Genomic DNA, 16,739 nt, shown 5'->3' with positions numbered 1-16,739 from the left:
TAACTTACTATTCGGATAGGCTTTGAATAAACAATGGATATGGTCGATATCATGTTCTATTCATGGAGAGTTATGTAGTAATTAGGAGCAATGTATTTGAATATCTCTCTTTTAGTCGGTTTGACCTAGCATTATCAATTACTTTTCTCCGATATTTAACTACTAAAAACTAAATTTTTACGAATCTCCAGATTTTAAGAGTTAAATAGGAATAGTTATTTGTTTCTAACAGTTTTTTCTTCAAAACTAAATCACAACAAGTTATAGTCAAAGCGGGAGTAATGCGATGATATAACTAGGTATCATTCTACTATACCGTTTAAAAGTCAGGAAAGAATAGTAGAACATATTGCTAAGGCTGTTTCAGTAAAAATGGGTAAATTAGGAAGTGGGATTCATGAATATTGCTTAGCTAATAGAAATTGTGAACATTTTGCTTTTTCTTGCGTTTTAGGTATTAATTATTCCTCCCAATCAGAAGCAAGTCCTAGCTAAGTAAAGAATTTTTGCTCTTCTAAACATTGTTGTGAGAACAAATAATTTTATTAAAAATTTAAAAAAGCAATAAATAATAGATTGCAATTGCGAAAAAAAGTCTATAAGTAATTTTGATAAAGACTATGATGTTTAAACTCTTGCTAATTAAGGGTTAGAATTGCTTACTTGACAAAATAATAATTTAATTGTTCTTTGTACGATTAGCAAAATTTGCCAAAAAAAAGAATAATGTTAAAAATACGCATTATTCATAGATCATAATTTGATAAGTACAATACAAAAAAAATAAGGCTAAATTTCTCCTTAGATCTAGATAGTACTTTTAATTAAAGAATCAGATCTTGTTTTTGTAAATAGAGATGATTTGCAGCTCAAGAATAATGTTAATTTTTTTTATTTTGTATAATCAGCTTTTAAGTTTTTTATTTGTGAATACTTCTAATACAAAAAGAAAAATACAACAGATAAGAGTTGTTTAACCTAATTAAAGTAGAGTTATTTTTGCGTAGTAACTTTTGAACCCGCAATGAGGAAAAAATAAGAAATTGATTAAATATAGTTTAATTACTAATTTGACAATATTCAAATTTCTCTGATGCAAATTGTATCTTTATATTATAGACTATAGAGCTAATCAAAAATTAATTTGTCTATTGAACTCCACAATCTATTTCTAATTATATCAAATTAAATCTAGATACTTCTTTCTATTTTAGGAATTAATAGTTTTTTACTTATCCGGATTTAAAAGATCTATAATTGATCGTCTGTTATCGTTTTTTATATAAAGCAAAAGAGTAAGATCTAAATTTCATCTATTGTGTTTAAAAATGAGTGCAGAATATTCTCTTATTTCTGCTGATGAAATTCAGAAAGAAAAATTAACTTCAGGATATTTTTTTAGATCGCTCAAGATAGACATGAAAGAAAGTTTTTTAATCATTTTTCATAGTAACAAAACAAGTATGATATAAGAGTTATTTTTTATTTTTGTTCCAGATTTTACCCAAAAATGCCTGAATTCTGCCTGAACGATATTTTTTTAAGTTTGCAGACTTTTTCCCCTTATCATTAACGAAATTAATCGCGAGGGTTTTTTCGAAGATGCTTGTTGCGAAGAAGAAAGTGTTTTCAGCAGCAAATTTCTTCACCGCTTCTACGAAAAAAAATTTTTTTTGGGGAAAAGTGATAAAGAGAAAGAACTTTTAAAAAACGAAAATATTATCATCGTATTAATCGCAGAAAAGACAACCTATGTGGTAAATTTTTTTTAATTTGCGTTACGGGTATTTCCTAATTTCTAAAATCAATTCTTATCTTATGCTTTTTTTTCTTATATCAACCAAAAAAAAGTTCAGTGACAAAAACCTATCCATCGAAATATGCTTTTTTTTCGATGATGGAAGGTATGAAATAATTACTACAGTTCCAAAACACATTACAGCTCATAATTTCTTAAAAAAAGAAATCATTTTTATGCTTTCGGCTGGTACAGCCTATTTAGGTAAGCAAATATTTAATAAAAAACATAAGAGCTTTAAAAATATCTTTTTTTTGTTCTTTCTTTTTTTTCTACCTCCAAAAAAACTTTAATTTAACGAATATATTAATTACTATTAATAAAGGAGTTCATTGCCCACTTTTTTTTTCATGTCTTAAATCATCAATCAGGAGCAACAATGAAAAAAATGCTCTGGAAGAAGGGCTAATGAAATTCTCGAAACTCTATAAAAGCAAAGAAGTGTTTTTATTAGGATTGGTTATTTCAAAACAAAAAGATAGCAAAGAATGGGGAGAAAAAGTAACAGAAGGATCTATGGAGTTAGAAGAATATGTAGCTAAATTTCCAAGTGTTCACATGAAATCGTCGATTTAAATACATATTTAATTTTTCTCCCTTGTTATACACTTCTTGTTTGTGAACTTCTATCGCAAATACTTTTGTAGCAATTTGTCCATAAAATAGTGAAACTTAAAAATCTTAGAACAATTCTTTTAATTTTTATATTCTTTAGTTACCTTCTTCGATCTTTCAAATTAATTATCATGCTTTTTGTTTTGCTTTCAACAGAAATATCCCTATTTTCTTTCTGTTTCATTATTTTTTTATAATGAAGGTAGTATTAGGATTACCAAAAATAAAAGTTTTCTCTGAATATTTTAAAAGAACTAATTTAGAAGATGCTACCGTGTGCAAATTAAATTTCCACTTTTGACTTATCACCAATAGGGTTTTGTTAAAATAATTCATGTGGTAAATAATCAAACTTAATTTAACGAAAAATATTCTAGTAAAGAAGTAAAAGAAATAAAAATTGAAGATTAATATGACTTTGAAGGACAACTAGTTATTGAAGACTATTCTAACTTAGAAAAATTATACCTGCACGATATTGATAGCATAGATAAAGTAATTCTTAAAAACTTACCTCAACTACAAGAATGTACTATCTGAGATTGTGGAGCAAAGGAATTAATTATTGAAAATTGTCTTCAAATAGATAAGTTAAATGTTCGAACTAATTCTTTAACTAGTTTAGAATTTTTGCTTAATCTGAGAAACCTAACCGAACTAGAAATAGAAGGCAATCCTAAATTAATCAAGATTTTAGAACCTTACAAGCAGGATTGAAAAAAATGAAAAGGTCTCCAAATTCATAATCCAAAAGTTTCTTCATACTATATTCAATCCTTAATATAAAAGCACGAGGAAAAGGTAGAGAACAAAACCTCTTTAAAGAAAGAATCTGAATTGGAGACTCAGATAGAAATTTCTCCTAAAAGCGGAAAATAATTTTGCATATTATAGTATTATCAAAATTTGTGGAATGGTTCGGAAAGAAGTAGAAATTAGTAAATTGAAATTCATTTTTTTCAGTTTATTTTCTCTAACTCTTGGTAAGCTTCTTTGACAGCTTTAATTTTTTCAGCAATGCTTTTCTGATCAAGATTTTCAAATTTTCTTCTACTTCAGATAATAGAAAATTTGTGTTTCATAAACTTTCTTTTTATATCATAACCATAAAGAATGTCAGTTCCATAAAAAATGTCAATGTAATCTTTTTTCACTCATTCAGCAACTTGTTCTAGATAGCCAAGAATATTTTCTAAACCTTCTTTGGCTTGATGTAAAATTGCTTTAATTTTTCTTTCATAGATCTCAATAAGTTCCCTCTTTTGTCCTTCACTGAGAGTTAAGAAATATGAACCATCATAGTTTTGAAAACCAATATCTTCAATTGGTTGTAAGTTGTCAACAAGTTGTTTGATATTAAATCCAGTTTTATTATAAACAAAATCATTAGTTTCTTTAGAAAGATTAAGATTTTTATAATTGTTTCTGACTTCCTCAAAGTCTTTGTTGATTTTATCGATTTCAGTTTTTAATTCTTTAGCTTGATCTTGAAGTTGCTGGACTTTTTCCTTAGTTTCGGTCTTAGGGAGTTTTTTTAAGGAATAATAAGGAATGGCGATAATACCTATGGATACTATTATTATTGTTATTATTCAGGTTAATTCTTGTTTTTGTTTTGTTAATTTATTCACGGTTCACTAGTTTCTTTTGGAAAATATGTCTAGTTAAATAATGTAACTGATTTGCAATTTGTCATATCATCACATATTTTAGTTTTTAATTTCAATTAAACTCTTAAATTAGCTAAGTTAACAACTCTCTTTTTCATTATCTTTTTTAGATTATTATCATCAAGATTTTGTAAAATATCATGAATAATTTCACTTATTTCTTCAAACTCTTTTGATCCTAATCCACGATTTGTCAAAGCGGGTGATCCTAAACGGATACCACTGCTAATTATTGGTTTTTCTGTATCATTTGGCACCATTTGTTTATTACAAACTATTCCTACTTTTTCTAATATTTCAGCGGCTTCCTTGCCTGTTAGATTATAACTAGTTTTAACGTCAACAGTTAATAAATGAGTTTCAGTTCCACCACTAATTACTTTTACTCCTTTGCTTAAAAAATAGTCAGCCATAGTTTTAGCATTTTCTAACACTTTTTTTTGATAATCTTTGAAATTAGGTTGTAAAGCCTCATAAAAGCACTGGGATTTGGCCGCAATAATGTTTTGAGCCGGTCCTCCCTGATTACCAGGAAAAACAGCTCGGTCAATTTTTGACCCTAATTCTTTTTTGGCTAAAATTACTGCTCCGCGCGGCCCTCTTAATGTTTTATGAGTAGTAAAAGTAGTTACATCAGCATAAGGGACAGGATTAGGAAACAAATCAACAGCCACTAATCCCGCCGTGTGGGCGATATCAGCCAATAAATAAGCACCAACTTCATCAGCAATTTCCCGAAACTTAGCAAAATCTATTTGTAAACTATAACTACTATAACCGGCAATAATTAATTTGGGATTTATTTCCTGGGCTTTTCCCCTAATTTTCTCGTAGTCCAATTTTTGTGTGTCAAAATCTAAATTATAATGATAAACTTTGTAAATAGAGCCTGAGAAATTAACTTTGGCCCCATGGGTTAAGTGTCCTCCGGCTAACAAATCTAAACTTAATATGGTATCGCCAGGCTTTAAAAGGGCTAAATAAACTGCTTGATTGGCTTGGGATCCTGAATGAGGTTGAACGTTAGCATACTCCGCCCCAAATAATTTTTTTACTAGATTTATGGCTAATTCTTCTATTTTATCAATATACTTACAGCCTTGGTAATAACGGTTTCCTGGATAGCCCTCAGAATACTTGCTAGTTAACGGAGAGCCCACATAAAATAAAACCTTTGGAGAAGGACAATTTTCACTAGCAATTAAATTAAGAGTATTTTTTTGGCGCTTTAGTTCTTGTTGGTAATAATAGCTAAGGAGAAAGTTGCTCTTTATCATTATTCTTTGTTAATTTGTTAGTTAACATAAGTTTATATACATTAATAAGCATGATATAAGTAATAATTTTGATATTATCGAAACTGCCAGGAAAATATTCAGACAATAACAAAAAACATTAAAAAAATTAGGTTAAATAACATGAAATTAAAAATCGAAATTAACAAAAAACTAGAAAGAAAGGTTGAAGTATCGTTTGACAATTTTAAAATAGGAATATTAAAGCTTAGCATTATTAAATCTTCATTATTAGCAGGAGAAAAAGTAGAAAAAGAATTAAAGTATTCAGACAACAAAAAAACATTAAAAATTAATAAAGTAAAGGAAATTTGATTTCGATCACATGTTAAATTAATTGAGAAAATAAACCGCTTAATTAGTTTTAAAGAAGCATTGGTAGAAAAGCGAAATTCCGCTGTTAACGAAGATGGTAATAAATTAATCGTCATTATAGAAAATTTCCAAAATGTTTTTATTGCAAAAGACAATTGCATTGAGTTTAAAGATGATTGTTTCTACGAGAAAACAACACTAGAAATTGATTCAATAAATATTAATATTAGTTCTAATAAAAAGAAAATAGTTCCAGAAGATTTTAATGGTGATGTTAAGGATTTGTCAATTTTTAAGTTAGCCTTTTCAGACCTAGAAAAACTTCTAGATTCACTTGAAGCTAAATATAAAATTGATACTAAAATTAAATCTATTGACATTAAAGCTGATATTGATAATCTAAATCATTATTTAGTTAAAAATAATGATTTAGATGACAATCCAGAAAAAATTCTCTATAATTTAAATACTTCTGAAGGAGAATTATATTATAATAAAAATATTAACTGGTGGATTAAATTACTTTCTGAACTTGAAGTTTGAAAAGCTGGAGGATTTGATACTATTGAGGAAGTGCTGAAAGCCAATGCGAACGGCTTTCATATTTCTTCTAACCGATGTTTAAATCTTACTATTGGCGATGGTAAACTAGTAGAAAAGAAATCAGATGGTATAACTGATGACAATGATTCCAAGAACAATATAAAAGAAATTACCAAAGTTATCAAAAATAAAGAACTCTTTGGATTTAAAATGTTTGAAAATGATCAAGAAATTGAAACTCTTGATTTTGTGAATGATGATAAAAATTATTTTAAAAGTTTATTTGGTGTATTTTTCAAAGCTTCAAAAAAAATTGATTATTCAGCTAGACAATTAACTATTTTTCGTTCGAAAGAATGGTTTGGTGCCGAACATGATGGAATTAATTATATTAATAGGCGTTTGCCGCGACAGTGCCGCGGTTTTAAACCTTCTGATATAAAAGTTTATGATTCTTATGGCAATCACGGAGAAAGCATGAAAGATCTTTTTAAAGATTCTATTTCAAAGGGAAAAAGAATCACTAAAATTGCTAAAGATATTTGATACGCTCCAAGTTTGAAGGAAGCAATTAATTTAGCTTTTTTTGGCAAACACTATTTTGAAAACCCTTTTTCTGAAGAAAAAAATGGAACAATTCGACTTGATGAAAGATACTGGCCTCGATTAGAAAATAATTCTTCTAGTTTGCTTTATTTCAACGAAGTTGAGGAATGAAGCAAACTAGAAACTCTTGAATTTTATTATGATGCTATTAAATCAATAAAATGTGCTGGAAGTGAAGGTGGTGTATACGATAAGAATACTAACAATCTTGATGGAAAAAACGAATGAGGAAATAGAAATGGTTATTTGAACAATAGAAAGAGTAAAGAAATAATCGATAAGGCTTACAATATTGTAAAAAAATTTTTAGAAATAATCGATAAGACTTACATCTACAAACATGAATGAAAAAATGATAAGAAGGAGTTAACAAAATACTTAAAAAAAGCGTTAGAAAGTCCAGATTCTTTTGAGGGAATGATTGGTGAACATTGAAAAAATGAAATAAATAAAAAAATTAATTCAATTAATGAAAATCTTCTTATCGATGATGATAGAACATGAAAAAATAGAGACATTGATATACAAAATGAGATAAAAAAAGATGGTATCAGAAATTCAGATAAAGCTAAAAATGCTTTCGTTTGCCTCTTTAACAAAGCTAAAGACAAGAATGTTTTTGATAGACTAAAGCATTTAATTCCAGTGATATTAAAAGCAGAACTTGAATCAGAAATATTTAATGATGTTAAATTTGAGAGCATAAAGCAAACTCTAACTTCTTTAAAATTCTATCGAAGTGCCGACAAAAATAGTTTAGAAGGCATAGCGTGAAAACATGTTAATACGGAAAGAGGGGGTTTAGGAAAAGACTGAGCTAAAAGTGTCTGAGATTCTTTAGAACTAAAATCAAACGAACTTCTTTCCAATGCTAAAAGATACGCTGAGAATAAAATAAAACCAAAAGAAGCCTGCACTAAAATATTGTCCAATACAAAAATTAAAAATGATCCTGATAAAATCAAGCTTGTCGCAGATATTTTTGAAAAATGTACTGAAATTTGAGAGGGGAGGATAAAAATTGATAAGGAATCAAAGAAGAGGTTAGAAAAGGAATTGAAAAATTTAAAACAAGCAAACGAAGATAACTGAAATTCTATTAATGAGTGAAAATCTACAAGTAATGAAAAATATGCTGATGGAGCTTTGGAAAAAATCTCAAATAAAAATGGTGATAACGAATGATCTTTGGAAGAATTTTTAGAAGAAAAAACAGCCAATGATTTTGATGAAAAAAAAGAACTTGTTTTATCAATCGTTTCGTTAGATGAAAAAAATTTTTTAGAAGACATTCTTTTTCCGATTCTCAGGAAATTTGTCGAAAATAATGAGAATTTAGATATTAATCAAATTGATCAAAAAGAAAAGGAGTTTGTCAAAATATTTAGTAATTTGTCTACTACTCAAAAAGATATATCGAGTTTAGGTGAGGAAGAGTTAAACAAAATTAAAGAACAAATTAACAAATTTGAAACGGCTGAAATTAATTCTGAGAAGAATAAAATTTGAAATAAATATTCTGAAGTACGAACTAATATTAGTAATTACAAAAAAGAAATTAACAATCGTATAGCCGAAATCATAGATAAAAATGATCCTGAAGCTCTATCTCGGGAACAAAAAATATTTATAGGAACTTTAATTATAGCAATATCTGCGTTCATCGCTTTTATTTTATACCATAAAAAAGATAGTAAAAAGGAAGAAAAACAGACAAAGATTAATGATCATGATGCCTTCTAGTAATATTTATAAGCAAAAAAATCACTGAAGGAAATACAAATTTTTTTACTTTAGTTTTGTTTATTTTTTTCTAACATTGCTATTTATGGCAACTAGCATTTCTAACACTAACACAAAAATTAGACAGTTAAAAAAACAACTTGGAATTAAAGACGATTATTCAAGCCCTATTGAAATTGAGATAGGTAATTTAGGATATAAGTTTATTTTTCCCAAAAAAAAAGATCAGAGAAGCAACTGGACAGATGAAATTTATCAAAAATCTATTCGTGATAAAATAAAAAAAAAAATTAACTATTTCAAATTTATTGGTAATTTTCTTAATGAAAAAGCATCTCATACTAATAAAAACATGCTGTTTTTTGGTCCACCAGGCTCTGGTAAAAGTTACTATGCAGAAATACTAGCAAAAAATGAATCAAGCGCTTATACCATTATTTCAGCAGGAGAATTACAACAATATTTCGTTGGTTCAGGAGGATCAAAATGAAAACAAATTTTTGAAATGGCTAAGATATTAGCTAATAACTTACCCGCTAATTCTAAGCCAATAATAATAGTTATAGACGAATTTGATTCTCTCGCGGGAAAGGGTAAAAATAACCCATTTAATTCAAAAGATGATACGTTAGTCAACACACTTCTCACTACTATGGACGAAGTGCACAGATCTAAATTAAACATATGGGTTGTAGCAACAACTAATTATTATGACATGTTAGAAGATGCATCTGTTCGATCTGGTCGTTTTGATACAAAGATAAAAATTAGAAATCCTCGCGACCAAAAAGAATATAGTGAGCTATCAAGTAAATTAAAACATCTCGTCGAAAACGAAAAAAAAGAAATTGAAATATCAGTAGATTTTTGAGAAAAAGCTAAGGAAAGTGTATGAAACATAGCTTCCAGTGATAAAACATTCCTTAAAAAATCAGGCTTTTCTATTCTCTCTTTAAGATCAAAAATTCATGAAATTTTCGCTGATAAGATTCATGATAAATTAAAAAAAATTTTCGTTGGTGTTGATGATATTCCTAAGTTTGAGGAGTCACTTAAAGATGAAATAAAACTTTTAATTAAATGACAAAAAAATGCATTAAAGGAATAGTTGAGGGAGGAATATTTTTTTATGGAGCTACCAAAGGAAGCTTTGTTTTACCACCTCATGGCTATGCTCTCTGGAAAAATATCCAGAATATTCTGGATAAAAAATTTGCGGTTCGAGGAGTTCAGAATGTTCTTCTACCGACTCTCATCCCCTTAGATTTACTAGAAAGAGAAAAAGAACATGTTGCTGGATTTAGCCCTGAGTGCTTCTATGTGGAAAGAATAGGAGAAAAGAAGTTAGAAACTCCCTTAGTTTTACGTCCCACTAGTGAAGTATTATTTTACGAGTGATATCAGCAAATCCTCCGAAGTTATCAACAATTACCTTTTTTGTATAATCAATGGTGTTCGGTTTTTCGGGCCGAGAAAAATACCAGTCCTTTTTTTCGTAATACGGAATTTTTGTGACAAGAGGGTCACACTATTCATGCCAGTGGAGAGGAAGCCCGCCAATTTACCCTAGATATTTTGGCTGATTACCGAGATTACGCTGAAAATGCTTTAAACTTAGCGGTGATAGTTGGTAAAAAAACCGAGGGGGAAAAATTTGCCGGTGCCTTGGAAACTTACACGGTAGAATGCTTGCTACCAGATGGACAATGTTTACAATTTGCTACTAGTCATTATTTTGGAGATAATTTTTGCCGTTTAATGGAAGTCGATTTTCAAAATAAAAATAATAAAATGCAACACCCTTTTTCGACTTCCTGAGGCACTTCCACCCGAGCCATTGGAGCTATTGCTGAAACTCATAACGATAAATTAGGAATAATTTTACCTTTTGATGTTGCTCCGGTACAAATTGCTTTTATTTTGAGAGAAGAAAACGAAGAATTAATTAACTATTATCAAAAAACAAAAAACTTGCTAAACACTTTTCGATGCCAGTTATACAATAAATACAAACAGGCTAAATCAAATATTATTCAAGCTGATAAAGAAGGTTGTCCGCTCAAAATAATACTCGGCAAAAATGAACTGGAACAAAAAATAATTACCCTAGCAAGAAGAGATGATGTAAAAAGAAAAATTACTATTAGTTTGGAAAATAGCGAAACAGAGAAAGATTTTCTTCGTAATTTTGAAAACAATTTGGCAGAAAGTCTAGAAAAATATAATTTAGAGAACAAGACTAAAGAACAATTAATCGTAGAACGCGAAAAAACAGTGGACACAGTAAAAAAAGGATTTAAAAGAGACAAAATTATTAAAGTCATTAAGCAAGAAATAGCCGAATTTCAAAAAATTATTTACCAAAAAAGTGTTGATTTTCGGGATAATCATATTTTTCCAGTAAACGTTTTTTCCGAATTACAAAAAAAAATCAAAGAAGGGGCAAAAGGTATTTTTTTGATTTTTTTTTGTAATAATTTAGATTGTGAAACAAAAATCAAAGAAAAAGTGCCTTCATATAGTATTCGTTGTATTTCTTTAACTGAAAAACCTGAAGAAAGAGGAAAATGTATCTTCTGCGCCGCACCTGCTGTTAATTATGCTTATTTAGGCAGAAGTTATTAAGATAGATAGTATTGTATCAAAAAAATGTCATCGATAAAGCAAACTAAAAATCTTTAGTTTAAAAGAATATATAAACCCTTCTCCTTTTTCTATAACTAGCTGAACTGTTGCATCATGCCCTTTGGTTTTTATTTTATTTAATTCTTTTTTTTTTTCAAGTACTCAAGTTAGATGATATTTATTTATGTATTTTGACAATAAAGGAAATAACAAAACACAACACAAAAATTAATAATTTAAATTTAATTTAACTTTTTTGATGTTATATGGTCTTCAACTAAATATGCGAAGAATTAAATAACAAATACTGCTAAACGATCTAAATATTGATAAAATTGTAACCGAATAAAATACTAAAATGATAAGAAGAAATTTAGAAAAGCTATTTGCGAAAAAATATTTTCAAAACAATATTTTAGTAAAATATTAATTACCGAAGTTCAAATACGGATCATAAACGTTATCATCATCAGAGATATAATTTTTAACATAAGTCTTCCAAAGATCCGATGTGAAAAACAGAATAAGTACTAGATTTGAAAATACCCATAGAAGAACTAGATTTGTCCTAAATAGTTTGTAAAAATCTTCCTTTTTTGTAGCTTTATCACGGCAATATTGCTTTTCGAATTTTTTTGTGTTTTCTTTTAAATCATTTAAAATACTGCTATATTCATCATCAATATCTCTAAAAAACTTCGTAATTGTTATCTTTTGATTATTTTCTTCGGAAGATATGTCTAGTTTTTCAGTACGACAATTGCTGTCACCTTTTGTACCCCAAGAGATATCATGGGTATTACATAGAGCATAAACAGTGAGAACGTTGATATAAAAAGGAAAGAGTAGAATGTATTGAACTAAGCAAGTAAACATGTGCCAAGGGTCACAATACAAAATAGACGCTAGGGCGTATATTCCATAAGTTAAGAAAATTGAAATTATAATGTTCCAAGAATTGTCTTTTTTTAAAACATTCACGATACTAGTTTTGATGCTCGAAAAATTTTTAAAATCGATCGGGATTTTTATATTGCCCAAAGAGATAAAAACATTGTAAGCTGTACAACAAAGCATTGCTATCATAATGATTGCAAAAAGAATGACGCAGAAAAGGTATATAAACTTGTAACCTTGAGGACGATTACCCATTGAGCAAATGAAAATCGTTATCATAATAATTAAGTAAAAGGACTGAGCAATACTAAATATTTGAATGCCGTATCCTTGGAAAAGGTCAGCATTTTGATTGGATATAGTAACTTGAATCAAGAAATAAAAAGTTAAGAAGAAATTTCCCTTTTGTGTATAAAAAAATTAGTAAATCGAATAAAGTAAAAAACTTGAAAAATTCAAAAAAAATAGAGCCTAAATACTTACTAAGCTAAACCAATTGAATAATAATTGAATAGTCCCATATACAATTTCAATTTGTAGCAGCAATTTTCGATATGTTGATTGTCCAGAGCTCCAAATACGGTAAAAACTGAAAACTGAATAAAAACTGACAAAAAAAGATCCATTTAGCCAGCGTCGCCTCTGGGAAATAAACTCTGGAAGATTATCCGGAACATCTGTTTCTGCTTTAGCTGACTAGTTATTTAGAATGATATAATAATAATTTCTTTAATAATACATTTTAATAAATAAAATAATTAGTAAAAGTATACATTTATTTGTTTTTAACAACCTTAACGTATTTTAATTTCCAGGATTCATTTTTTTTCACAATTAATTCAAAGCATAAAATGCGATCCTCTGCCAAATACATATTAGCTTCAAAGACTCCTTTTTTGGCTTCATTATTCGCATGCATTACTTCGCCTTTCAAATAAGCTTCGAGTGGTTTTCCTTTTAAAGCTCTAAATCGGTAAGCAGAAAAAGCGCCAGGTAGCACAGAGATATAACCAAAAATTGATTCTAATGGTTTGTCCAGAATATTAGACATTTTATATTCAAAATTTTGTGAAGCAATTAAAGGATTAATAAGCTTTCGCCATCCTTTTCCTAGTTCAACTTTTATTTCTCCACAGGCTCCACCGGTACTAGGATCGTTTCTAAAAGCTAAACAGAATCAAAAGGTTTTAAAAAATCTCTAATATTGATTAAAAAAAAGTTCATGAGTTTATCTTTTACCTTTCCATAGTCGATAAATGGAGTTATCATAAGGTTTTGTTCCGACATCGAGTAATACACAGACTTCAGGATTTAGCTGAGAAGCAAAAGCATTAAAAGCCCAACGATGAGAATTCAATTTTTTGGAATTTTTTTCCTTTAAACAAAAAATCACTTGAATTGGTACGACATTATCTTTTGCTCCGCGAATGTTAAATTTATTATCCAACATTAATCGAGAAGTATATTCGAATAAGTGCGCCGTAACAGAACTTCCGTTGATATCATTTTTTATGACTCCGCTTTGATAAGCACCTATAGCCCCCAATACTCCCAAAGTTCGTTGATTAATTTTATCGCGTCCATCGGCTATTATTACCACAACTATCTTTTTCCAACTCTCGAATCCCCATGCTTTTATTCCTTCTTTCTTGCAAAAATGAGCTATATTTTTACTGACTGCAGAAATTGTTTTAAGAAACAATTTATCATCTTCATTATACAAGGTCATAATAATCATAATTTCGGTTTTCCTTTCGTAAAGATATGGCCGAAGGCGATAATTATCTCGAACAAAATCGTCTGGATCGCAAGTAACTGCTGTGTACCTCATAGTAATGAATTCTTCACAATTTTCGTTAGATTCTCTCTTTATTTTGTCAGGTACTGGACAGTCAACAGACCAAATTTTTCCTGTTTGTTTTTTCTTCTATTAAATAAAATTTTGTTAGATTTTTTTTATCTTTTAAAGTATTTTTAGAATTTTTTCTTTTTTTTTTACCTCTTCAATTTGTTTTTTAGCGTAGTTATTAAAATAAACAGATGTTGCGCGATCAACTTGTATTTCTTGCATTTCGTAGCGATAATTCAAATCTTGGTATGACATTATTTTATTCTAAAAACGTAAGTCTTTTTTAAACACTTTTAAAAAGTGTTTAAAAAAAATAAAAATAATAAAAAGATATTTTTTTATCAAAATTTTTTCTATTGACTTCACTTTCTTTTCTTTGTAATTTTTGCTTTCTAATATTGCTTTTGGTATCTCAAACTAGTTTTTTTTGTTTAAATATGATATTTATTACTTTCCTAATTTTGATACATAAAAACTCTAGACAGGTTTTATTTCAGCCTAACTAAAAAGAACGCATAAAACAAAAAAAATAAACAATAGAGATTTTTAAATAACAATACTCGTTTCAATTCCTTTCTTTTTGGTCAAGAACAATAAAAACATAAATTAAAAATTTGTACTTAATATGCCACTAAGATGATTTAAAAAAATGTCAAATAAGAAAAAATGTGAAAAGTATGTTTTTGACTTCGCTTCAAACAACCATCATATTTATCAAAAATGAACAATAGTATAAACTCATTGATATTCTTGTTAAGAATCTCGTGAGTAAAAAGATAGAATTAAGTAGGATTTATTATGGTGTTATTTTTTTATATACCCCCCGCTCATTGATATAAAAAAAGAGAATTTCCGATTTCATTACTCATATATAAAAGGTTAAAGATCTTGAATTTCATATCATCAATAATAAGCAGAAAGGAAAATTATTCCGCAAATTAAGGAAAAAGAAATAAACACAAAAGGATCAAAAAAATATTTCTCTATAGCAAAGGGCCAAACAAAGAATATTTTTAATGAGCCTCATATAAACGGAGAGAAAGATAAAATTCCTGAGATCATTCATCCTAATCTATTAAATGCTGAAGTAAAAAAAATATAAGGAGTTAAAAACAAACCAAAAAATAAAATTGGTCCGATGATAACAGTTCATAACAACAATGGGAAAAATCAACTAAACGAAAAAGCATTCATTCATAAATAATACGTTCCGAAAGGAAGGACAAAAAGAAAAAAGTTAGCAATAAAATAAAAAGTAAGAAAAGATAGAATTTTTGCTCAAAATAAATCATTTCTTCTCACTCCAGATGTTAAAATTAAGATATCAGCTTCTTCACCATTTTTTTGTGGATCAAAAAAAACATTATCTACGACATTAAATACTAATCAAAATAAACTTATCAGACCAGTAAGATTTTGCCAGGAAATGCCATTAATTAATCTTAAAAAATCCTTTCATTTAGAATACCTACCACTTTTGCAAAAAAAGAAACAATTATTATTACTGTAATGCAAAAAATTCACTCCTGAGATGCCGCCCTCATTTAAAAATTCTAGCTGTCTCATTTTTAATCTTATATTTGCCAACTTAACTTCGTCAGTACACTCTTTCATATTTTCGATTTCTTCTTTCATTAATTTTTCTGTTTTTTCTCGAAAAATTTTTGTATCTTTCAAAAAAAAATGATTAAAGTCATAAAAACTTTCAATCTCGTCAACTTTTTTTATTATACTCGTGTCAAAATTTTGCCTTCGAAAACTTTCTGTCGCTTCTCTTAAACCAAAGATAAAAACGAGATAAGGAATAAGGAATCAAGAAGTAAACATTAAAAAATTGATAATTAAAAATCTTTCTCAATTTCTTTTAAATATTTTTCTTAGATAAAATTTATATAATTTGCCGATTTGCAGCATATTTGCTTAAATATAAGAGGATTTTATTATTATTATGAGCCGTAATACCAACATTACGGAATTCGGGAGAGGGGGGTCTTTGTTAATTAGGCAATTTAAATATAGTTATACTTTAATAAATGTTTAGAAAAATAAAATGATTGAAGCAAAGCAAATAAGTAAAAAATACGATAGTAAACGCATTCTTAAAAAAATTTCTTTTGTAGTACGAGCAGGGACCATCCATGGTTTTGTTGGCCCAAATGGATCTGGAAAATCAACTTTTTTAAACATTTTAGTTCGACTAGTTTTGCCAGACGGAGGAGAAGCGTATATAGAAAAAAGATTAGTTCAACAAGAACCTTTTTTTAATGAACATTTAGGATATGTTCCAGCCGAGGCTAAATTTCCTCCAGAAATGACTGTAAAAGAATATATTCTCGATCGTGGTTATTTGCGAGATATTTCAACTACTGAGGTTTTGAGAAAAATTTCGATCAGTTCATTAGCTAGATTTTTAGATTGTAACTGTAATGAGCTTTCTACTGGTTGAAAAAAAATTCTACAATTGTTCATTTTAAAGCTCTATAAACCAGCAATAATTCTGTTAGATGAACCTTTCAATGGTTTAGACCCTACTTTTCGTTATGAACTGCTTAATAATTTAAAAAATATAAGAGCAAATGGCAAAACTATTTTAATATCGACCCATATTTTATCTGACTTACAAAAATTGGCAGATGATATTACTATGATTAATAATGGTAAAATAATCTATATTGATCCGAAAAATAGTGATATCGAAATTGCTTATAAAAATATTTTTGTTAATGAAGAAAGAAGGGAGAATTTTGAATTATTATAAATAATTTATTGTCATTTTTATTATT

10 protein-coding genes and 2 pseudogenes are annotated in these 16,739 nt (G+C 28.3%); 6 read left to right on the top strand and 6 right to left on the bottom strand.

Annotated features, from left to right (window positions below):
- Window positions 1-372 precede the first annotated feature (372 nt).
- Together GvMRE_RS14625 and GvMRE_RS14065 are read left to right on the top strand one after the other, a co-directional pair.
- Window positions 373-495, top strand: coding sequence for a hypothetical protein (locus GvMRE_RS14625; RefSeq protein WP_147411702.1), 123 nt, complete (start codon window positions 373-375; stop codon window positions 493-495).
- Window positions 496-3,043: 2,548 nt separating this feature from the next.
- Window positions 3,044-3,199: a hypothetical protein gene (locus GvMRE_RS14065; RefSeq protein ID WP_172575444.1), complete on the top strand. Its 156-nt coding sequence runs from the start codon at window positions 3,044-3,046 to the stop codon at window positions 3,197-3,199.
- Window positions 3,200-3,348: 149 nt separating this feature from the next.
- Here GvMRE_RS14065 and GvMRE_RS13305 read toward each other — a convergent pair whose 3' ends face one another.
- A complete protein-coding gene (locus tag GvMRE_RS13305; protein WP_147411701.1) occupies window positions 3,349-4,044 on the bottom strand; it encodes a hypothetical protein in 696 nt (231 codons plus the stop codon).
- A gap of 95 nt (window positions 4,045-4,139) precedes the next feature.
- Window positions 4,140-5,360: a serine hydroxymethyltransferase gene (locus GvMRE_RS13300; protein WP_147411700.1), complete on the bottom strand. Its 1,221-nt coding sequence runs from the start codon at window positions 5,358-5,360 to the stop codon at window positions 4,140-4,142.
- 141 nt (window positions 5,361-5,501) lie between these two features.
- Between GvMRE_RS13300 and GvMRE_RS13295 the strand changes: the two genes are divergently transcribed.
- The 3 genes from GvMRE_RS13295 (at window position 5,502) to GvMRE_RS13285 (ending at window position 11,210) form a co-directional block, all read left to right on the top strand.
- Window positions 5,502-8,585, top strand: coding sequence for a hypothetical protein (locus tag GvMRE_RS13295; protein WP_147411699.1), 3,084 nt, complete (start codon window positions 5,502-5,504; stop codon window positions 8,583-8,585).
- A gap of 85 nt (window positions 8,586-8,670) precedes the next feature.
- Window positions 8,671-9,693: an AAA family ATPase gene (locus tag GvMRE_RS13290; protein WP_172575443.1), complete on the top strand. Its 1,023-nt coding sequence runs from the start codon at window positions 8,671-8,673 to the stop codon at window positions 9,691-9,693.
- Window positions 9,666-11,210, top strand: a complete 1,545-nt coding sequence (locus GvMRE_RS13285) for an aminoacyl--tRNA ligase-related protein (protein WP_147411697.1) — start codon at window positions 9,666-9,668, stop codon at window positions 11,208-11,210. Before GvMRE_RS13290 ends, GvMRE_RS13285 begins: the two co-directional genes overlap by 28 nt.
- A 1,368-nt stretch (window positions 11,211-12,578) precedes the next feature.
- Here GvMRE_RS13285 and GvMRE_RS14650 read toward each other — a convergent pair.
- The 4 genes and pseudogenes from GvMRE_RS14650 to GvMRE_RS13270 form a co-directional block, all read right to left on the bottom strand.
- Window positions 12,579-12,791: pseudogene (locus tag GvMRE_RS14650) on the bottom strand (hypothetical protein); the annotation flags it as partial.
- A 91-nt stretch (window positions 12,792-12,882) separates the two neighbouring features.
- Window positions 12,883-13,836: pseudogene (locus tag GvMRE_RS14645) on the bottom strand (hypothetical protein).
- 234 nt (window positions 13,837-14,070) lie between these two features.
- Window positions 14,071-14,211 (bottom strand): hypothetical protein, encoded by a 141-nt coding sequence (locus tag GvMRE_RS14060; protein ID WP_172575441.1) that lies wholly within the window; start codon window positions 14,209-14,211, stop codon window positions 14,071-14,073.
- Window positions 14,212-14,835: 624 nt separating this feature from the next.
- Window positions 14,836-15,783 carry a hypothetical protein gene (locus GvMRE_RS13270; protein ID WP_147411695.1) on the bottom strand — a complete coding sequence of 316 codons (948 nt, stop codon included), beginning with the start codon at window positions 15,781-15,783 and terminating at the stop codon, window positions 14,836-14,838.
- 223 nt (window positions 15,784-16,006) lie between these two features.
- Between GvMRE_RS13270 and GvMRE_RS13265 the strand changes: the two genes are divergently transcribed.
- Window positions 16,007-16,714 (top strand): ABC transporter ATP-binding protein, encoded by a 708-nt coding sequence (locus GvMRE_RS13265; RefSeq protein ID WP_147411694.1) that lies wholly within the window; start codon window positions 16,007-16,009, stop codon window positions 16,712-16,714.
- Window positions 16,715-16,739: the final 25 nt, after the last annotated feature.

The organism is endosymbiont GvMRE of Glomus versiforme (genome assembly GCF_003546845.1).
This window is presented reverse-complemented; position numbering and strand designations above follow the sequence as displayed.